Origin of the sequence: Neisseria sp. RH3002v2f, assembly GCF_014596375.1 — a bacterium.
In the GTDB taxonomy this organism is placed as follows: domain Bacteria; phylum Pseudomonadota; class Gammaproteobacteria; order Burkholderiales; family Neisseriaceae; genus Neisseria; species Neisseria cinerea.
This window is the reverse complement of sequence record NZ_MAYZ01000005.1, coordinates 1-20,674: the sequence shown is the minus strand read 5'-3', so window position 1 is coordinate 20,674 and position 20,674 is coordinate 1. Positions and strand designations below refer to the sequence as shown.

15 protein-coding genes and 2 pseudogenes are annotated in these 20,674 nt (G+C 51.7%); 1 reads left to right on the top strand and 16 read right to left on the bottom strand.

The features are described 5' to 3' along the window. Both BBW69_RS00620 and BBW69_RS00615 read right to left on the bottom strand, forming a co-directional pair. Positions 1-265: cation transporter (locus BBW69_RS00620; RefSeq protein WP_188210064.1), on the bottom strand; the 265-nt coding region annotated here is incomplete at its 3' end. 99 nt (positions 266-364) lie between these two features. After that, complete coding sequence (locus tag BBW69_RS00615; protein ID WP_003742983.1) at positions 365-574, bottom strand: heavy-metal-associated domain-containing protein; 210 nt, start codon at positions 572-574, stop codon at positions 365-367. 147 nt (positions 575-721) lie between these two features. On the opposite strand from BBW69_RS00615, the gene cueR reads away from it, so the two are divergent. Next, positions 722-1,114, top strand: coding sequence for a Cu(I)-responsive transcriptional regulator (gene cueR / locus BBW69_RS00610; protein WP_003742986.1), 393 nt, complete (start codon positions 722-724; stop codon positions 1,112-1,114). A 49-nt stretch (positions 1,115-1,163) separates the two neighbouring features. Here the strand turns inward: cueR and BBW69_RS00605 are convergent, their stop codons facing one another. The 14 genes and pseudogenes from BBW69_RS00605 to BBW69_RS00545 all read right to left on the bottom strand — a co-directional run bounded on the left by BBW69_RS00605 (position 1,164) and on the right by BBW69_RS00545 (position 20,270). After that, a complete protein-coding gene (locus tag BBW69_RS00605) occupies positions 1,164-1,526 on the bottom strand; it encodes a hypothetical protein (protein WP_003674679.1) in 363 nt (120 codons plus the stop codon). A 215-nt stretch (positions 1,527-1,741) separates the two neighbouring features. Then, positions 1,742-1,978, bottom strand: coding sequence for a PriCT-2 domain-containing protein (locus BBW69_RS00600; RefSeq protein ID WP_108043865.1), 237 nt, complete (start codon positions 1,976-1,978; stop codon positions 1,742-1,744). Between the two features lie 143 nt (positions 1,979-2,121). Then, positions 2,122-4,365: a S8 family peptidase gene (locus BBW69_RS00595; RefSeq protein WP_013448784.1), complete on the bottom strand. Its 2,244-nt coding sequence runs from the start codon at positions 4,363-4,365 to the stop codon at positions 2,122-2,124. Beyond that, on the bottom strand, positions 4,362-5,405 hold the full coding sequence (locus BBW69_RS00590; protein WP_013448783.1) for an ATP-binding protein: 1,044 nt from the start codon (positions 5,403-5,405) through the stop codon (positions 4,362-4,364). The genes BBW69_RS00595 and BBW69_RS00590 overlap by 4 nt, the downstream gene beginning before the upstream one ends. Before the next feature lie 277 nt (positions 5,406-5,682). Next, positions 5,683-6,183: a type IV secretory system conjugative DNA transfer family protein gene (locus BBW69_RS00585; protein WP_013448782.1), complete on the bottom strand. Its 501-nt coding sequence runs from the start codon at positions 6,181-6,183 to the stop codon at positions 5,683-5,685. Further along, positions 6,155-6,805 carry a type VI immunity family protein gene (locus BBW69_RS00580; protein WP_192887669.1) on the bottom strand — a complete coding sequence of 217 codons (651 nt, stop codon included), beginning with the start codon at positions 6,803-6,805 and terminating at the stop codon, positions 6,155-6,157. Before BBW69_RS00580 ends, BBW69_RS00585 begins: the two co-directional genes overlap by 29 nt. After that, complete coding sequence (locus BBW69_RS00575; protein WP_188210079.1) at positions 6,750-6,914, bottom strand: hypothetical protein; 165 nt, start codon at positions 6,912-6,914, stop codon at positions 6,750-6,752. Before BBW69_RS00575 ends, BBW69_RS00580 begins: the two co-directional genes overlap by 56 nt. Before the next feature lie 34 nt (positions 6,915-6,948). Next, positions 6,949-7,134 (bottom strand): hypothetical protein, encoded by a 186-nt coding sequence (locus BBW69_RS00570; protein ID WP_108043862.1) that lies wholly within the window; start codon positions 7,132-7,134, stop codon positions 6,949-6,951. 49 nt (positions 7,135-7,183) lie between these two features. After that, positions 7,184-7,990, bottom strand: a complete 807-nt coding sequence (locus tag BBW69_RS00565) for a hypothetical protein (RefSeq protein WP_108043861.1) — start codon at positions 7,988-7,990, stop codon at positions 7,184-7,186. A gap of 85 nt (positions 7,991-8,075) precedes the next feature. Further along, complete coding sequence (locus BBW69_RS09945) at positions 8,076-8,864, bottom strand: hemagglutinin repeat-containing protein (protein ID WP_234403284.1); 789 nt, start codon at positions 8,862-8,864, stop codon at positions 8,076-8,078. 105 nt (positions 8,865-8,969) lie between these two features. Further along, on the bottom strand, positions 8,970-9,338 hold the full coding sequence (locus tag BBW69_RS00555) for a hypothetical protein (RefSeq protein WP_003712418.1): 369 nt from the start codon (positions 9,336-9,338) through the stop codon (positions 8,970-8,972). Between the two features lie 11 nt (positions 9,339-9,349). Further along, positions 9,350-13,963, bottom strand: a pseudogene (locus BBW69_RS10080) (hemagglutinin repeat-containing protein); the annotation flags it as partial. A gap of 713 nt (positions 13,964-14,676) precedes the next feature. Continuing rightward, positions 14,677-18,405 (bottom strand): annotated as a pseudogene (locus tag BBW69_RS09930) (filamentous hemagglutinin N-terminal domain-containing protein); the annotation flags it as partial. 119 nt (positions 18,406-18,524) lie between these two features. Beyond that, on the bottom strand, positions 18,525-20,270 hold the full coding sequence (locus tag BBW69_RS00545) for a ShlB/FhaC/HecB family hemolysin secretion/activation protein (RefSeq protein WP_188210078.1): 1,746 nt from the start codon (positions 20,268-20,270) through the stop codon (positions 18,525-18,527). Between the last annotated feature and the right edge of the window lie 404 nt (positions 20,271-20,674).

Here is a 20,674-nt window from a genome sequence, read left to right as displayed (position 1 = left end):
ACCTCCAGCCGATATGGTGTTCTGCTTCGGGTTGCGGCAATGTATCTTCCGTTTTTTCCTTCGCGCCGTAACCTGTTTTCTCAATAATTTTGGCAATGTCGGCTACTGAGGTTTTGCTGTCGTCAAATGTAACCTGCGCCTCCTCGCTGGCGAAGTTCACCCCTGCCGATTCGACAAAATCTTTTTTGTTCAACACTTTTTCAATGCGTGAAGCACATGCTTGACAGGTCATACCTTCGATTTGGAAACGGACTTTTTGTTGCATGGTTTCTTCCTTCTGAATGTGGTTGGGCTACCTGAAAAAAGCGGAGCAGGGTTTTTAGGTAGCCTTTGGGGTGTTGCAGTCGATTTGTTGCGATTCGATTTACAAAGCCGCATCATACCCGCCGTCTTCCACCGCTTCTATCAGCGCGGCGGGGTTGGTTTGGGCGGGGTCGAATTCCACGACGGCGTTCTTGTTTTCCAGGCTCACTTCGGCCTTGTCCACGCCGTTTACGCCTTCGAGGATGCTGGTAACGCTTTTCACGCAGCCGCCGCAGGTCATGCCTTCGATGTTTAATGTGATGGTTTGCATAGGTTTTCCTTTCTGTTGGAATGAGGCTGAGGTTTTAAAGCCCGTTGCAGCCAAAGCTTTCAGGTAGCCTGAAATGATGGGTCTGCTCTTGCTTTCCCGCTAAGTGCCACCACTATAAAGCTTCACCCGAAGTAAAGGTCAAGCATCATGATGAACATCAGCCAGGCCGCGGCCGAGAGCGGCCTTTCCGCCAAACAAATCCGCGACTACGAAAAGCACGGCCTAATCGCCCCGGCCGCGCGCAGCGAAGCGGGCTACCGCCGCTACGGACAGGCCGACCTTGCCCGGCTGCGCTTTATCCGCCATGCGCGGGAAGTGGGCTTTTCGCTGCCGCAGATCGGGCAGCTTTTGAGCCTGCAACACAACCCGCAGCGCACCAGCCGCGAAGTGAAAACGCTCACCGCGCGGCACATCGCCGAGCTGGAAGCCAAAATCGAACGCTTGCAGGGCATGGTGGCCGAGCTGCAACGTTGGCACGATGCCTGCGCGGGAGACGACTGCCCGGATTGTGCGATTTTGGCCGGGCTGGAGGAGCGTTAGGCGGCTTGGGCAGAATAGAAACAGGCTACCTGAAAAGTTTCAGGTAGCCTTAGTCGGCCGCTAACGGTTTGGTACAGGCCTCGTCGTAATACGGCAGCCACTTGCCGCCGCTTTGCTTCAGATATGCGCGAAAACTTTTGTTTACCCGTGTGGCGGTGTAATCCAAATACGGTACACCGCCTTGGGTAACGTACAGCGCATCCGGCGGGTCGAAAAGATAGAGCTCGTATTCCCGGCTGTGCCGTTTATGCCGCTCGGCGAGGCGGCGGCAGGATTGCTGCATGATGTTGTCGATATCGTTTAGCTGCGTGAGGATATCCAACAACAGCGGCGGCAGCGTGTTGTTTTTCACCAAGGCGGCAGGCATATCAAACGCAAATTCGCCGTTATCCTGCGGGATGGTTATGCTCATGCCGCGATGGCCGATATCATCAATCGGCTGCCAGCGGGCAGAAGCCAGCCATGCCGGCCAATCGGCTGCTTGAAAACGGTTTAGCGGGAAGTCTCGGTTTAAATAGTGCTTGCGAAAAAAACAGCATGATGGCGGCACTGGCTAGGCTTACAAAGCTGAAGTTGGCATGATAGCAAAGGCAATGGCAAACAGGACTGTATTCATAGATTTGTTTATCAAAAGATTTTTGAAGAACTGTGAAATGCCTTGACAAGTAGAGACCTTTGCAAAATCCCCCCAAAATCCCCTAAATTACCACCCGGACATTTAGGGGATTTCTCATGAGCACCTTCTTCCGGCAAACCGTCTTCACCTATTTCGTCCTTGACGGCCTCACCCATACGTATCCACATATCGCGGTCGTCCGCACCGATATGGCTCAACGCCGCCCGAATTTCATCATATTCCGCCATTTTTATTTCCTTCATATGATCCAATGCAGCTTAATGCACTGCCAATGTTGTCGTAGTTGCTCATAATGTATTCTCCAAAATAATAATGGCCGTCTGAAAACTTCAGACGGCCTATAAGAAATTTGAATCGGGCTTTATAATTATTACTCAAATACTATTTCTTCATTTAGCTTATTGTAAATTTCAACTTGAGTTTCTACCTGTAACTTACTCACTAACCACCCTCTTAGCGATGCTTGATGAATAAACTCTTCAATTCGATTGACACCTTTGAGTTCTTTTAATGTTACAACTACACCGAATCGTATTCCCTCCCCATCCTTTTTTTTAAGACGTTCAATGGTTTTAACACTCATTCCCCACTGTGGGTTGGCTGTATTGAAAATAGATTTTGCTTTCTTACTCGATGTAAAAGACTCACAAATATGCTTGGTATTATCCCACTTTCTAAAAAGGGCCCGTGCAGACTCTTCCTTGATATAACCGGGTGCATCATCGAAGTGTTGTCTATCATTATTAATGGGTTTTATCCCTTCATCGTTCAATCTGCCGAATGTTATATTCAATTCTGTGTTAGTATAATCCACCCCTTGGTTGCGTGAACATCTAGGGAAATAGCACATTGTGACTTTTGCAACATAAGGATACTTGCCATCCGATACAGGAACTGGAAAATTATAATTATACGAATTATATTTTTCCGAAACATCTGAAACAATAAACTTAATTTCATCTTCTGGAGTGGAAAGGATCTCCTCTATTTTGATCGGGATCACCCCATTACCAATCAGAATCATTTCTTCAAACGATTGTTTAGCATTCCAGCCTATTGCAGAATCAATTAACAATGCTTTTGCCTCTTCACGTTTTAGCCCCATAATATAAATCAAATATGCCAATTTCCTAGCGACAAGAGGGGCTGCAAAACTGGTTCCTGCAACTCTTGCTGAACCCAATGGTTCACATACGTTAATATAGCTTTCATTCCCACCGCCATAATAGGCAATGTCAGGTTTCGTAAAAAATGATAATACGATACCTTGTCGAGAATAATCTGCCGGTTTACCTTCAAAATCTACTGAACTGACAATTAGTGAATTTAATGAATCAGCAGGGGAACCAATCTTCGTACGTTGTCCATTTTTCATTGCTCCGTTCGTGGCAGCAATAACAAAAATAACATCATTTTCGAATTGGATTTCATCTAAGGCGGCAGCTTCAGCGGAAATAAAATTGGCTTTTATCTCATCATTAGATCCAAGAGATAAATTCCAAACTTTGATATCGCTATTTTGTGACACAATTTCTTTAATTTGTTTAATAATGTTAAACGAATTAAATCCAGTATGCAGAGACACACCAAAATGACGAACTTGAAACCGACCACAACCATCATCAAGACGTTTGTTTAAGTTAGGGGCATCTACAATTAATGATGACACTGCTGTTCCGTGTTTATAATCAGCCGGTTCTTTATGGATATCGTCAGATATCAAATCATGATAGTCAACCCATTCACTGAAATAAACCCTTGAATCAAATAATGTATCAATAACACCTATAATTGGCTCGTTTTTAGGAGAAGGTATAGGTATTTCTACCTGATCTTCCATACACTGAAATTCTTCTGGTGATAGTGATGAGAAATTCTCAACAGCCATTGAAACCAGATAGGGAATTTTTGAAAGGACTATTCCAACATTTTTTTCATCAAGTAAAGCAGTAGTACTATCTAACACATTAGCATTTGATACATCTATATTGATCTTCCTTAAGAGATCATGAATATCTGTTTTAACATCATAAAATGTAATGATGGAATTTTTCAGATTTTGCTTTTCTGCTTTCTCAATATCAAATTTTTCAACATAGCAGGAATCTTTCAGATATTGCTTAAAAGTATTTTTTTTAAAAGGATAGTTATCATACTGCAAATTATCAAATGTTTTTGGATCGTTGAAAGCTTGAGTAGTTAATTCACCATTTGGAAATGATTGTTGAAATAATGCAATAATTTGGCTAGAAATAGTAATCGTTTTATCTAAAATATCTCTAGAAATATAATGAGTAATTATATGTTTTGTTTTATCCGAATTGAATTTCGCACCGACTACTGTATGAGTTGGTTCAAAATTTGTACCACCATTTAGATAGCCGTTTATACGGTTACTTTTAGCAATAATCCGATCATAGTAAACACTAACTAAAACACCATCAATGATCTTATTGTCACCCCACGTCTTCTTAACCTTTATTAATGACTCATGGAGATCCTTAAGTCTAGATAATTTAACAATTAAATTATTAGATAGTTTAATTGGCCCTCCTCCCCCATTACGCTTTTCTTGGATAAATTTATTGCCCCTCAATGTCAGAATATTATTCATTTTTCAACCTCATTTTTTAATTCTCTTGACACACTACTTTTTGATATACCTGTTAGCATTTCTATCTCACGTACCGTAAATTGCAAATCATGCAATTGATTAACCGTTAGTGTTTTTCCTTTATGCATACTTCTTAAAAGACGTTTCAAATAATCATATGGATCATTATAATCACTAAAAGCCAATGACGTCCTAATAAGATTTTTTAGGTCTCCTGGATTTGGGATACTTTTAGTACTTTTTATAACTTTCTTGAAAAGACGCATATCTTTTACTGCATGCTTGAATTGTTTCAATAGATGGTTAAGAATGACTTCAGCGACTTCAATTCTGTCATCTTCTGAATACCTATCGAAATCAATGGTCGCATCAAAACGTCTAACTAAAGCTTTGTCTAAATTTGAATACAAATTTGTAGTAGCAATAATTAGAGCATCAGGATTCAAACTATCTAAGGCTTTTAGAAATGTCGAGGTAACACGCCCCATCTCTCGAATATCATTCTGATTAATGCGATCTAATGCAATCGTATCTATCTCATCGAAAAGAATAATATAGTTCTTTAAAAATGGCAGCTTGTTGATTTCACCAAAAACGTGTGTCAGATTTTTAGCAGTTTGCCCTAACTTACTGTCTACCAAATGGCTAAAGTCTACCATCAGTAACTCTCTATTAAGCAATCTCGCAATCTGTTTTGCACTTTCTGTTTTACCTGTACCTGGAGAGCCAACAAATAAAAATTTATTAATCCCAATATTATGATTTACTGCATTAATTATTCCTTTTAAATCGTTTGTAATAGTTGTGGGCAATGGTAGTGGTCCGGTATCTAATTTTACAGGCACAAGATTGTCACTATGGTCGCCATTTTGAGGAACAAATCTATCTGACTGAGATATTAATCCTATAATATATTGTGCAAGTTGCGAATCACCTGCTTTATCGAAACTACGAGCAATTGTGATTGCTTGATTTCGAAATTCAGCTTCTTTGTTCTCAAAATGGTATTTGATTAAATCAAGTACATCAGCTTTTTTCATACGATATTTCCTCTCTCAATGAATTATACAATACATTTGGGACAACTTTAAGCTAATTAGGGACAAATTTTTAAAAACAACAATACAACTAAAAGTCACAAAAACTAGACATTATTTAATTGAAACGCACTTACTAATATGACTGTAAAATGAAAATAAGGCATATATCAGTTAGTTTGCGGTTTTCATTTCCAAACAAAAAATACCGCCGTCGGATTGACGGCGGTTCATCAACACCTGCCCTGTTACCAAAAAACAGCCCGTCTGAAAACCATCATTAAGCAGCTTCTTTGCGCATCTCTTTCGTGTCGACCGTAATGCCCGATGTCTCTTTCAATATACTGGCAATAACGGACAGGCTGCCTTCGCCCCAGTTGCGGGCAATCGCCGGAACCATCTGCGCGACAAATTCCGGCGGGCTGCCGGCCGGAAGGATCGCTTCCAGCACCGAACGGGCCAGTTCTTCAGCGTTGGCCGCATCTCGCCAGTTGAAATCCTCCAGCACTTCGGGCGGAACGTATTCCGGCTTGAGTGCGGCGGCCGGCGGCTTGGCCGCAAGATTCACTTTCAGTTCGGGAACATGCGGCAGCGGCAAGTTCGCACGCCCTTTCAAGGCAGGATCCTTGTAATAAAGGATTTTTTCCGCATAAATCGGCTGCATTCCTGCCATACTGATGATGCAATCTGTATCCAGCATCACTTTGAGTTCGTCCGGATTCATCACCGCACGTTTCTGATCGCTGATGCTGCTACCGCTGCTGCTGCTTTTGCCGCGCAAACGCGAGGTCGATCTGGCTTTGTAGGTGTAGTACCTGAGGTTCGATACGCATGAATAGGGATTTGCTTAGAATGGTGTACCAAGCGATGCTTTTAGCTGCATCCTTATAATCCCTTAATCCTGCATAAGCATTACAGTTGGGCATCACATTATAGTAATGAGTGGCAACCTGGTATTCGTGCGGCTCCCATTCCTCACAGCCGTAAGGCAAGATGCATTCCAACCCTGCGTAGCCGTGCAGTACGTCGAATTGTGCGCACAGGTAATCCACCCATTCTTCAAATTCCGCCCGTCTGGTTTCATCCTTCAACCAACCGATGGGAAAGGCCAAACTCAAATAGCTGAGGAGATTGTATTGGAGCTCGCCTGTCGGAGATGTGGTCAGAGTGGAGCAATGGTAGTCCGGGGCATAATCGCTTTTTCGTTCCGAACTAATATGGGCTTCTAATCTTTCATTTCGTTGGGCTGTTTTTTGGCTTTTCTCCATACTTTTTTCGAATTGCGCAGCACTGAATTTGACAAATCTTTGATGTTCTTCAAAGAACAAACCGTTCAGATACTTGCTATTATTGTTCTTGATATCTTTTGAATACGTCCAATACCTTCCGCTGCTCGCTTTCACTCCCGCCACCGTAGAAATATATAGTAATGCCCAGCCCCATCTTGGCATACAGCCTGTGTTCGTCGTCGTACAGTTCGCAACGCTGCGCATGAAACATAATGTCGTTCAAACGATTTTTTGTTCTTGAAAGGTCATGCTTTGTCCTATGTAGAGGTCGAATATTTTAGGCCGTCTGAAAAACCGTTTTCAGACGGCCTTTCCCATTGCCATTCTATATGCCGTCCAATATTGCAAACCCATGTTTGCGGGCATACGGCACTTTGCAGCGGTCTGACTGCCTGATTTTGCAAACGTTGCGATTCTGCAAGCAGGTGGCGCAAATCGGACATGGCTCCGTTAGGCAGTGCATATTCAACTTTTGACAGCCTGCCTATCACCTCATCCGCAAGTATTTTGTTTAAAGCCTTCCAACGATTGATAATGTCTTGAACCGCTAAAGACTTTACCTTCAGGCTGCGGGCATAACTGATTATGTAGAGGCAAGGCAAGATTGGCAGTGTCCCAACTTGCTGTAAACGTGGCACTAACCGGCACTTCAGACAGCTTAACCGTCCTGCGGATAATGACCGGTTCTACCCCTGAGCCGCTTCCGGAAGCCATGCTTTTTTTCCACCACATGATGTCCGGACCGGGCGGGTCAGAAATACCGAGAATGTTTAGCCCGAGAAAACTTTTTTGATTATCGAACGGAATACCACGCACCCGAATAGTCACATCAGGGTGGGTGTGCCACGGCTCAGGAGCGAGGAAAATAAATGGAATAGGGCCTTTTTTACTTTGATTGAAAAAAGATTTGAAGCAATTATTTGCAAATTCATGAATCACTTGTTTCGTATACACATCTCGCTTCAAGTGAGCCAAAAATACCGCATCTTGCTTCACAAACTTGTGGGAAGGCTGCAAAACGTCCAAATTTCCCGAAGGCTTCAAGTGCGAAGGGAAAGGCGGTAATAACAGACTCAGAATGCAGTCTCCTTTGCCCGGAGGTTTGATTTGATAAGGGTAGCTTGTCAAAATGCGTTTGAGTTCGGGCGAGTGACCGTAGGCCGCCCGGAAGAAGTCCATACCGTTCAATACCAGCTTACCACCATTATCCAAATCAAACTCAATCAGCCGACTAAAATCATTTGCACCGTACAGCAAAGGGTAAAGATCAAGAGGGAAAGGGTCATTTTGCTTGCCCAACTTAGACTGGGCATTGAAGGTTTTATAACGCCAGCATCTCTCTGTAAATGATACTTTGAATTCAACAACAGGGTAATGGACTTCTTTAACAGACTTGCCGTTTTATCCAGATAGAACCGATACGGTACTGCCCTAAAAGGGGAAGCGGGAGAAGTTCTTTCACAATCTTCCCCAACTCCAAGCCGGTATCAGTTCGGTCCAGAATTTCTCTGAAAAGCACTTGCAGATTATTTTGACCCGATTCCGGACCTTTTACCAAGGCAGCATACCACCAAAGCAGATAGGGCCGGTTCGGCGACAACTTCGCCAGTGAGAAGGTAGACGTAACAGGATTTTTGACTGTATAGGGATAACCGCCTTCGCCGGCAAAGAGACCGCTCTGGCTGCCGACGCTGCGGCTGTGGCCGTTGGCTTTGCTTTGGTTGTAGTTGCCGGATACGCTCCATGCGGTACTGAGCGCGACTTGGGCGCGGATGCCGCCGCCGCTTTGTTTGCTCTCCTGTTCGACAGTGTCCTGCGGGCTTTCGATATAAAGGGTGCCGCCGACATCGGCGTCGATGCGTCGGGCATGGGCTTGGGCACCGTTCAGCACGGTATTGCCCTTGCTGCTGAGCTGCAGTTTGTCCGATTGCAGCAGGGTGTTTTGATGGGTTTGGCTGTCGGTGCGGTTTTTGCCTTTGCCGTAGGCCGCTTCGGCATAGATATAGACACCGGTTTGCGCACCGACGGAAACCCCGACGCCGACTTGTACGCCGGCATTGCGGTTTTTGCCGTCCTGATGTTGGCTGTCTTGAGCCGACTGCAGCCGGATATCGCGCGCGGAATCGAGGCGGATGGTGTCGCCCGCAGTAATGTTGCTGCCTTGGACGGTAATGTCGCCCTCGTGGCTGCGGATATTGATGTCGCCGCCGGCTTTCAGGCTGTCGATTTAGCTTTTGGCCTATGATGTTTCTTCGTTTTTGCAATTAAGCTCTAATTTTTATTTTATATATATTTTCTCATACAAGGGAGAAGCACAAATATTTTCCCAACCAAACTCTTTAAGCACCTGCTTGGCTAATGTACGTATATTTCCCCATTCCTGACTATATAATCCTGATTCATCAAGCCAAATGAAATCGAATCCATCTCCACTAATGCTAGATATATATGCATTTAAATTTAATAGCATTTCTTTTTGTCTAGTTGTCAAGATACTTCCTTTATCTAAACACTCTTCAAATGCATCAGTGAATTCCAAAACAATTTCCTCCCCAGCAGTATGCCTAGATCCTGTAATTTTTTTCTGAGTATCAGGATCTTGAGTCATGGCAACAACAGACCAACGCAAATTTGATAACTCATCCATAAATAATCCTTTCATTTATATAAGATAGTTGCTTTTTCATTTGTTTTATTATACGTTTTAGGGTTAACTATTTTAATTTTCCCTTTATCTGTTGTAGATATTTTATAGTATTCACCACCATGTCTTCCTCCTCCTGGATGAACTTGAATTTGAGTGATTGTTTTATGACCTTCTATTTTTACAATAAGTGCCTTTCCACTTCCTTGTGTGCTTTGTCTAACAGTTGCTTTATATCCAGCATTGTTAAAATGCTCTGCAATCCTTACGGCTGATAATCCCCAAATGGATTGAGGGTTATTTTGCCAAATAGAAATTAATTGTTGAGAGTTTATTAGCTGCTTGGATTCATAAACCGATGCTGTACTTCCCTCTAAAATTTTAGAGTTAAATATTTTTTTAATTCCGTCGGGCCGTACCACTTTTACCGCATTGTCCGACCACGTTACCACAGAGCCTTTCGGTATCAGCTCTCCGTTGGCCAGGCGTTGCTCCTGCGACAGGGTAACGGTTGTTCCTTTTACCGCTTTTGGATTTGAAGGAATGCGGACTTCGCCCACAGGCACGGCCTTTCCGGACGGAGCCTCGGCCTTGCGGACAATGGGAACAGGCGCCTTTGATGTCGTAGGTGGCAGATTGCTTTTTCCGATATTGTCGGCTTTGTAGTTTTGGGGAGGGGTTGGTGTTCCATAATTCTCAGATGGTTTTCCACTTTTTTGGGGCGTGACCCTTCTCAAGTTTCCAAAGTTACTACCTCTTATTCCTTTGGGAGAGCTACCCATTCCTGATTTAAGTAGTATGTAACTAACTTGCTCTGTTGGAGACAAACTAATACGATCTCGCTTCATCCTTTCTTCAAGAATAAAGTCCAAGATATTCGCTTGGGCATGTACTTCCGCAGTAAGCGGGTAATTCGAAAAGCCTAGCGATCGGAGCGACTTCACTCTATTTTCAGCATCTTCTTGTATCAGGTTTAACTCCGAATCATTCAAAGTACCAGATTGTATGGCATGGCTAACGATTTGGTCGTTACGCTTGCGTATTGCTCCATATTTATGATCAGCATCCGCACATCCATTACATTGTTCATAGTATATGGCAACCGGTTCAACATCGATCACACCTAGTTTTTGGAGTTTTTTATCAATAATAAGCAATTTTTTCGCTTTATCTTCATCTTGTCTGGCTCTATTTAATAAATCGTTTCGATACTTCTGACTTCCTGACCAGTTATTCTCCACCGCGTTCTGCCCCAACACGCCCCCTACCTGTGCGTTGAACAGGGCATTGGTGTTTGCGCCGCTGGTGCCGTTCAGACTGCCTCCCGCCGCACCCACCACCGAAGCAACCGCGCCGGTCTGCGCTTTGATCTCTTCTTTAATGTGTTCGGGTAACAGGTTGGGATTGAATTTTCCGCTTATCGGGTCGATGGCAGTGCGGCCGTCGTCGTATTGTTTGGCCAGGTATTCGGCTGCGCGTTCGGCGGCAACAGCAGCGCTGCCGCCGGCAAGCGGGTCGGCGCCGTTGGCGTAGGCCAAGGCCGCGCCGAGCATAAAGTGGCCGATTGCTTGCGCGGCTTCGTTTTTGTTTTCACCGTGGCCGAAGCGCTTGCCGATGGCGGTTGCGGCATACGGTGCCAACGTATTGGCGGCCAGCTGCAGATCACCCTGTCCGCCCAGGGCGCCGGTAATCAGGGTTTCGGCGGCGCTAAGCGCACGGCTTTTGCTGCCGCCTACGCCCCAGCTTCGGGCATCTTGGTAAGCTTGGGCATACTTCGCGTTCCCCAGCCTCATGGCCAGCCGTTCGCTGTCGCTTTTACCGGCATATTGCTCATAACTGCCGTCGTTTTGTTCTTTCAGACGGCCTTCGTAAGCGGCCTGTTGTTTTTCCAGCTCTTCGGCTGCCGCTTTGGCACGGTTGCCCCTATAGGTGCCGACGGCACTGTGGATGGCGGCAGTCGATTGGGCAATGGTTTGCTGTTTGTCGAGTAGGTTTTGCAGATCGGGAACGCTGTCGGCACCGTGATGGGCAGTGGCCGAATCGGTATGGATGCCGAGAGCGCGGGCACTGGTTTTTTTGCCGCCGATGGTGATGTTGCCTTCGCTGAGTACGGAGCGGGTATAGCCTTGGCTGTTGCCGCTTTCATGTTGCGGCAGGGTGGGGCTGTAGTTGAAGCCTTTGTTCATGTTCTGGCCGGCGGTTTGGGACGCGCGGCCGAAGGCACTTTGATTGAAGCCGTCGCTGCCTTTCAGGCTGCCGCCATAACCGGCACCGATGCCCATGCTGCTGGCGCTGTAGCTGCTTTCGTTGCGGATGTCTTCGAAGCTGAAACTGCGGGCGGTGAGTTCGTTGTGGTCTTTGTCTGTGGCAGAAGCGATGGCGCCGCCTTTAAGCCGGACGCTGTCGGCTTTGATGTGATAACCGCCTTCGCCAGCAAAGAGACCGCTTTGGCTGCCGACGCTGCGGCTGTGGCCGTTGGCTTTGCTTTGGTTGTAGTTGCCGGATACGTTCCATGCGGTACCGAGCGCGACTTGGGCGCGGATGCCGCCGCCGCTTTGTTTGCTCTCCTGTTCGACAGTGTCCTGCGGGCTTTCGATATAAAGGGTGCCGCCGACATCGGCGTCGATGCGTCGGGCATGGGCTTGGGCACCATTCAGCACGGTATTGCCCTTGCTGCTGAGCTGCAGTTTGTCCGATTGCAGCAGGGTGTTTTGATGGGTTTGGCTGTCCGAACGGTTTTTGCCTTTGCCGTAGGCCGCTTCGGCATAGATATAGACACCGGTTTGCGCACCGACGGAAACCCCGACGCCGACTTGTACGCCGGCATTGCGGTTTTTGCCGTCCTGATGTTGGCTGTCTTGGGCCGACTGCAGCCGGATATCGCGCGCGGAATCGAGGCGGATGGTGTCGCCCGCAGTAATGTTGCTGCCTTGGACGGTAATGTCGCCCTCGTGGCTGCGGATATTGATGTCGCCGCCGGCTTTCAGGCTGCTTTGCCGGCTTTGGCGGTAGTTTTGGTTTTGTTCTTTGCTGGCGGTTTTAAAGCCGAAGCCGGCTTCAACGGACAAGAGGACGGAACCTTGTTGGCCGGTTTGGTTTTTAAGGGCGTCGGCCACTTTGCCGGCGGAATCGGCCAGTTGGTAGGCTTGGGCGCCGGCGGCCAGGGTTTGCAGGGCGCGGGTGCGGTCGTCGGCTTTGCTTTTGGCTGCGCCCTCGGCAGCGTTGACCAAATCGATCAGCGGCGAGGAAATTTTGGCGAAGGTGCCGATTTTAAGGTCGCGCTCGCTCTGGCGGCTGCGGCCGTGGTTGTCGGCGGTGCGGATATCGACGCTTTGGGCGGCAATGTCGATGTCGCGGGCGGAGGCAATATCACTGCCGGTTTGGCGGTAGGCACCGCCGGCATCTATCCGTACGCTGCCTTTCAGACTGCCGATTTGGCTGGCGGCCTGCCGGGTTTCTTCGCCCTCGTTCTCGCGGCGGTTTTTCATCCAGCCGCTAAAGTGCTCGGTGTCGGAAATAACGGCACTGCCGATGCCGGAAGAAACTTGGCGCTCGCTCTGGCTTTGGCGGTGTTCGGCAGCACGGATGTCGATGTCGCCGCCGGCTTTAAGCAGCAGGTCGTCTTGGGAGACCAGACTGCTGCCGCTGACGGCGATATTGCCTTTTTCGGCAAGCAGACGGGTTTTACCGCCCACGGACAGGGTGCTGCCGCTGATGCTGCCGATCTCGCCCGCAGCCTGCCCCTGATCGTTAAAGGTGCCGAAGGGGGTGATATGGTCGCGGTTGTCGATGGAGAAACCGCTGCGCTTGCTGCTGCCGGTTTGCCGGCGGCTGTCGGCCGCGGCCAGCAGTCGGATGTCGTCGCGGGCATACAGCAGGGCATCGCCTTCGGCGGAGATTTGTGCGCCTTTGGCTTCGATGTTGCCTTCGGTGGCACGGATGCTGAGATGGCGGCCGGCTGTCAGCGAGCTGCCGACGGCTTCGGCGCTGCTGCCATCCTGCACCTGCGTGCTGCGGCTGCGGCCGCCGCTGATGACAACGGGCGTGCCCGCCGCCTGGCTGGCTTTGGCTGAGGCGCTGCTGCGCTGCATCCAGTTACCGACGATACTGTCGCTGTACCCGCCGCCCTGCATGGCTTTGTCCCAGGCATTTTTGCCAGCGGTATAGGGGTCGTAAGTGATGCCGACCGAGAAGCCGCTCTGTTTGTGCTGCGCTTCGCTGTGCCGCTCGTTCCGTTTGTAGGCTTCGCCGAGGGAAACTTCGCGCCCCTGCAGATGCAGATCGCCGCCGGCATACAGTTGTGCGGCTTCGGTAGTCAGTTTGCCGCCCGCTGCTACGGTGGTGTTGCCTTTCAGGCTGCCTATCTGCGAGGAGACTACGGCAGACGATACGCTGTTTTGCTGCAGGTTTTCTTGGGTTTTGCCGTAACCGACCATCGCCACACCGTTTTTCAGGCTGCCGGTTAGGCCGGACTTTTTGCGCTCGTGGTTTTCCCAATCTTGGTAGCGGTTCTCGACAGCATCAACGCGCACCTCACCGGCGGCGGTAACCAGGGTCTGTTCGTCGCTGATGACTTGGCTGCCGCGGATGCGGGTGTCGCCGCCGGAGGCCGTTCTGACTTCGCGGCCGGTAATCACGCTGCCGGCTGCTTCGTCGTGCTGCCGGCGATATTGGTCCAGCCGGCTTTTGCTGCCGACCAAACCGCGCTCTTTGCTGTAGGTCGATTCGTCCAGATCCAGGGTGCGGCGGCCTTCGCTGATGTTGATATTGCCGCGGGCGGCAGGGTGGTGCGGCCGCTTTGGCTGTCGATTTGGCCTTGGCGGATGTTCAGGTCTTTGCCGGCGGATACGGTGATGTTGCCAAGCGCTTCGATGCGGCTGCCTGCTTCGGCGCTTTGGTGGACGTGGCGGTGGTTTTTGTCGTTTGCCGCGCCGTAGCTTTCGTGGTTTTCGGTGCGGACGGTGCCGAGTGTGACGCTGCCTTCGCGGGCAATCATTTGGCTGTGGCCGTCGCGGGCGCGGTTGGCCAGGCGGGCGCCGTTCAGTTTGATGTCGTGCCCTGCTTCGAGGCTGAGCAGGCCTTGGCCGTCTTCTGTGCCGCTGACATACAGTCCGGCCACACGGTCAACGGTGGTGCGGCCGTTGTGCAAATCGCCGCTTTGGGCGGTGCTGCTTTGGAGGGTGATGTTGTCGGCTTTGAGGCTGAGCAGCCGTTCGGCTTCGATGCTGCCGCCTTGCAGGGTGATTTGGTTTTGTGCTTCCAGCAGGGTTTGCCGCCCTTGGATGCGGCCGCTGTTACTGATGTCGCCGGCAGCCAGATCGACGATGCGCCGACCGGCCAGGGTGCCGCGGTTGTCGATGCGGCCGGCTTTCAGCTGCAGGGCGTCGGCGCTGATGAGTCCGCCGGCGCTGTTGAGATCGCCGGGGCGGGCGAGTACGTAGACTTTGGGTACGAGTACGCTTTGGCTGCTGCCGTCGGCCAGGGTAACGGTCTGGCTTTCAAGCCAGACGATGTCGCTGGTCAGCCGGGCAACCTGCTCGGGGGACAGGGCGATGCCGGGGATCAGCTGCTGGGCGCGGGCGAAGCTGATGCCGGCGTCCATCAGGGCTTGGAATTGGGCTTCGTCGTTCGGGTAGCCGTCCAGACGGCGGTAGCCGGTCAGACGGGCAATCTGTTCGTTGATCAGGCGTTGCTCGTAATAGCCGTCGCCCAGCCGTTTGTGGGTGCGGTTGGGATCGGTTTGCAGGGCTTTGAGCATGTAGTCGCTGCCCAGCCAGGTGCGGTAGTCGGCATAGGCAGGATCGGTTTCCACCAGATAGCCGGGGCGGTCGGGACGGACGGTGTACAGGCTGCTTTCGGGCAGACTGAAGCTGCCGTCGGGACTTTTAATGCGCGGCGGGGCAACGGCCGCGGTGGCGGCATCGGCCGCGGCGGCATGGCCGGCAGGAGGGTTCAGGCTGCCTGCCTGATCCTGATAGCTGATGTGGTTGGCAAATTTGCGGCGCTCAAGCAGGGTTTCGTTGTGTATGGGGGCACTGTAACCGGTGCGGCGTCCCCACCTTTGTCTAGATTTGCTTTTGCGGGCATAGCTGTTTTCGAAGATGCCGGACTCGATTTCGTAAACGCCGGCCAGATCGCTTAGATTTTTTAATACGCTATCTTTTTTGCTGCCCTGCCAGACACCGCCGATCAGGATTTGGCCGTTTTGGTTGGCCAGCTCTTGGGTGTCGGCAGTAAAGTTGCCGCCGATGGCAATTTGCCCGGGTTGGGAGTGGGCGATTTGGTCTTCGTGGCGTTGTATGGTGACGCGTTTTTCGTTCCAGCTGGATTGGCGAACCGGAGCACGGCCGTCGTTAAAGGTAAACTCGCCTTTGGCATGATTGGCAGTCTGCCGCCATGAGCCGTCTTTGCCAACCTGCCACCATTCGGGATTGCCGGGTTGGCTGTAGCTGTGCCGGTGTTCGGCTTGGCCGACAGCAACTTTGTGATTGACTTCCCAGCGGCTGTTGCTGTTATGGATTTTGGCAACCGACCATACGCCGTCCCCGGCCGCTTCGATGCGGCCGCCGCGGTTTTCCAGGCGCTCGGCCCTGCCTTCGGCCTGATGGCGCTCGTTCAAACGGCCGCCGATATGCAGTGTGCCTTCGCTGCTGATCAGGCTGGAGACGCTGCCGGTTTGTACTTGGCCGTTTTCAATCCGGCCAAAGCCGCTGCCGGTGTTGCTTATGCTGCGCATGCCGATGTCCAGTCGTTCGCGGGCGGCAATCACGGGGGCTTGGTTTTTGCCGTCTGCGCTTGCTTCTTCGCGGTTGTTCAGGCCGCCGCCGCCCAGGGCGAGACGGCTGCCGTAGATGCGGCCGCTGCCGATGTTGTTCAGGGCAGTCGCGGCATCAATGCGGGTCAGGCCGTTGCTGTTGATCAGGCCGCGGTTGTCCACGGTGTCGGCGCCAATACGGGTATTGCTGCCGGAAACCAGTTTGCCTTCGGCGCGGTTGTCGATGTGCCGGGCACGGATGTCGAGGGCTGCGCCGCCGGCCAAACGGTGGCGGTTGCGGATGCTGCCGCTGCTTTCGATGCTGAGTTTGCGGCCGGCTTCGATGTTGCCGCTGCTGTCAAAGTCGGCTCTGAGTTTGAGGGCGGCGTCGCGGCCGGCGGCCAGGGTGCCGCTGCCGTTCAGTACCCGGGCATCCAGTCCGATGTCCTGTCCGGCCAAGATGCTGCCGTCTTGGTTGGTGATGTTGTCGGCGGCCAGTTTCAGGCTGCCGGCAGTGGTGATTTCGCCTTGTTCGTTATTCAGGCCGTCTGAAAGGAGGATGTCGCTTTGGCTGTTGCTGCGGATGGCGCCTTGGCGGTTGTCGAGTCGGGTGCCATCCAGTTTCAGGCTGCCTGCGGCCAGGGCGCCGCCGCGGTTGTCGCTGTGGCTGCTGTGAATGTCGGCGCTGTGGGCGAGAATGTCGCCTTGGCGGTTGTCGAAACGGCTGCCGTCTGCTTTCAGGCTGCCGAGGGTGAGGCGGCCGCTGTTGGCCAGTTCGCTGTGTACGTTCAGATCGGTGCGGCCGCCCGCTTCGATGGTGCCGCTGTTGTCCAAACGGCCGGAGACGCTGATGCGGCCATCGGCAGGAGTGGGAACTTGGGTATGGCCGCCGTGACTGTTGCCGCTATTGCCGTTGCCGTTATTGGCGGGCGGCCGCTTGTTGTCGGAGTGGGAACCGTTGTTGTTGCCGTTTCCGCCGTTGTTGCCGCTACTGTTTCCACTGTTGCCGTTGTTGTTTTCCTGCAGGCCGATGCGGCCGCTGTTGGCCAGGCGGGCGGTATCGACGGCCAGATCCTGACTGCCGCTTTGGCTGATGCGGCCGCTGTTGTCCAATACGGGGGCGGCGATGTCGAGACGGCCGCCGTCGATTTGGCCGCTGTTGCCGATATGGGCGCTGCGGATGCGGGTTTCTGAGGTGCTGAGAATGCGGCCGCTGTTGTTCAGGCTGCTTGTGCTGTCGATGCTGCTTTGGCCGTGGGCGTAAAGGGTGCCGCTGTTGTCGGTTTGGCCGGCGTTAAGACGCAGGGCGCCGCCGTCTTGGGCGGCAACCGTGCCGCTGTTGGCCAGTGTTCCGTCGGCGCTGAGGGTCACGCCGCCGGCACCGGCGTAAATCTTGCCGGCATTGCGGATGCCGCTGCCGTTGTCGGCGGCAATCAGGGTGATTTTGCCGGCATACATGCCGCCAAGGGCGCCGGTGTCGATGGCAAAGACGGGGGCAGATGAAGACGGGGCGTGGGGTGCGGCGGCGTCTTTCAGGCTGCCTGCGGCGTCGGTTTGGCCGCCGGCGGCAATCACTTGGACGTCCTGCCCCCAAATGCCGCCGTCAATCTTGGCGGCACGGCTGAGAATGCGGGTGTAGTCGGCATCGCGCCCGTCAAGACCCTGAGCGCCGATTTCGATGCGGCCGCTGCCGATGTCCAAACCGTCGAAACGGCCGTCTGCCAGGATGGGACGGCCGGTAGTGAGGGTGGCGCCTGCGCTGTTGATAAAGCCGCCGCCGTCGACGCGGATGCCGGCGGGGTTGGCCATTACCACTTCGGCGCGGCGGCCGGCGATTTCGATATAGCCGTTCAGCCGGCTCGGGTCGCTGCTGTTGATTTGGTTGACGATTACACGGGCTTCGCCGCGGGCAAGAAAGGGGTTGCCCTGTATCCAGCCGGCCTGGCGGGTGGATACGCTTTTATGGCTGTTGTTGAGAATGGTGCCGCGCGTGTCGACATCGAAACGGCGGTATTGGTTGACGGATACGCCGTGGGCGGTGGGGGTTTGGATATTGACCTGCGGCAGTCCGTTGCCGGTTTGCAGGATGACGGGCTGCTGGGATTTGGGGGCGGATTTGTCGGCTTGGATGTCGGCGGCGGCGGCGGGCACAATCAGGGCCGAACCGAAACCGAGCAGCAGGCTGAAAGTCAGCGTGCCCAAATGCAAACGGCAGCCTGAACGGGTTTTTAGGCTGCCGTCACCGCCACCGGTTTCTCCGCCTGAGCACTCGCCGGGACTTTTGCCCTGCCCGATGGCAGTCTCGGCTACGGCCATCAGGATGCCGCGGGTGCGGTTGAAGACGATTTTATGGCGGTGTTTGTTCATGTTCTTGCGTCCGTGTGGAAATGGGAAACAGGCAGCCCAAATGCAGGTGGTGCCCGTGTTTTCTCCGGTTAAAACGAATAGTTTAGGTTGAAGCCGAAAACGGCGGTACGTTTGCTAAAGCCTTGCGGTTTTTTAATCGGTTTGCCGACAAACAGGTCGTAATTCAGGCTGCCGCCTGCTTTGAACTGGCCGCGCAGGCCGGCGGCGGCGCCGATTAGGGTTTGGCCGAGCAGGTATTGCGCCGAGTCGCCGGAAACATGGCCGCCGTCTAGCGCCAGATAAAACTGGTGGGCAGCCTGAAAATACCAGCCGGCTTCGTTGCGCCAGTACCAGCCGCGCTCGGCCGACAGTGAGCTTTCGCCGTCGAAGCTGCGCACGGTGTAGCGACCGCCGATGGCGATTTTGTCCAAAGGCGTCAGCGGGGTTTTATTCCACTGGGCATGCAGGTCGGTGTCATATACGAAGTGCTGCCGGCCGATTTGGAAGGGGTGGTTATAGCTGATGTCGGCAGTGATCACCTTCATCCTCGAAGTGCCTTCATCAAACACCTCTTCAGGGGCGGCAATGGCATCGGCCATGCCGGTGCCGCGCTTGTAGCCAAGGCCGATATCCAAAGTGCTGCGGCCGATGTATTCCTTGTGTTTTAGGCTCAACTGCCAACCGGCGGTTTTACGGCGCTGTACTTCGACTTCGGCATCATCGATAAAACTTTGGTTTTCTTTCTGCCACAGTTTGAAGCCGATATGGCTCTTGCGCCGCGCATCACGGTACAGCAGGCGGGTAAATCCGATGTCGCTGCCACGGCTTTTGCCGTTGTAGTCGTACACTTCATTGATACCCGCCACGGCTTGGTGGTAGCGGTAATAGTTGTGGTTCCAGCTCCACAGCCAGTTGCCCGCAGGAACGGAATAGTGAAAGGCGTAGCCTTGGGTGCCGCCGGCGGTTTTTTTGCCCTCGGAGTCGGTATGGGCGTCGGTATGGCCCAGATGGCGGCTGTAGGACAGATAAAACAGATCGCTTAAGCCGAAAGGGTTGTCGGCAGAGAAAGTCAGGCTGCCTTGGTATTTGCCGGTGGTTTTGCTGCCGGAGTCGTCCACACCGAGCGACAGGCGGTAGGGCAGCAGCCGCTGCCGCCAGGCAACAATGATGTCGCTTTCATCGGGTGCATCGGCGGGAACGATTTGAATATCGGCTTCCGCGGTGGGTACGCGCTTGAGATTTTCCAGCCCCTGCTCGATACGGCGCAGATTCAGAATATCGCCGCCTTTCAACGGAATTTCGTTTTGAAAGGCGGCAATGCGCGCGGCACGGGTTTGGTCGTTGTGCGAAGTATCAGTGCGAACCGAGCGCACTTTGCCGGGCAAAACGGTTAATTCCAAAGTTCCGCTGTTTAAATCCTGCGGTGCGGCCAAAATACGGGTAGTGGTATAGCCGTGGCCGATAACGGCGTTTTGTGCCGCAACCATAATGCGGTTGATGCCTTGCACACCCAAACATTGTCCGGATTGGAAGCCAGTTTCTTTCAAGGCTTTTTTAAGTGCAAACTGAAAACGGCCGGCAGCATCGCCGGTCAGGGTAACGGTATGAATGGGGAAACAGGGGGATTTGGCCGATTCGGCCGCAGGCGGAGTAAGCGTACTTTGCCGCGTATCGTCCAAACGCACATCGACTTCGCGCTGCAGCTGCTGCTCCTGCTGCCGGCGTCGCATTTCCTGACGTCTGGATTCGCTTTCTTCAATGGTATCGGCAAGTGCAGCCTGAAAAGAAAAGGCTGCCAAAATAGCTAAACTCAGATGGGTGTGTATGGCGGACATAATGTTAAGCCCAGTATATTTTTACTTGAGAATAAATTCACTAAATTTTACAAAATCATTGATAAAATGTCAATTTCTTAACTTTATCTATAGATATCTGGCGCTGTTTACAGTATCTGAAGATTTCAAGAATGATACTGTGAAGCCTTATGGCAGCCTGAAAGGGTTGCGGTGTTTGAGATGTTGCCGGCGTATTTTTCTTAAGCTGTTGTGTAAAACACTGTTAGAGACCTTTACAAAAAAGCCCTTCTCTCGACAGCCGGAACCTAAACAAAGATTTTCGGCTATTTCCCTCCCCCAATACCTCCTAATTCTACCCAAATACCCCCTCAATCCTCCTCGGATACCTGATAATAAGGGATCCGGGCCGCCTTTTAGGCGGCAACAGGCACACTTAGCCTGTT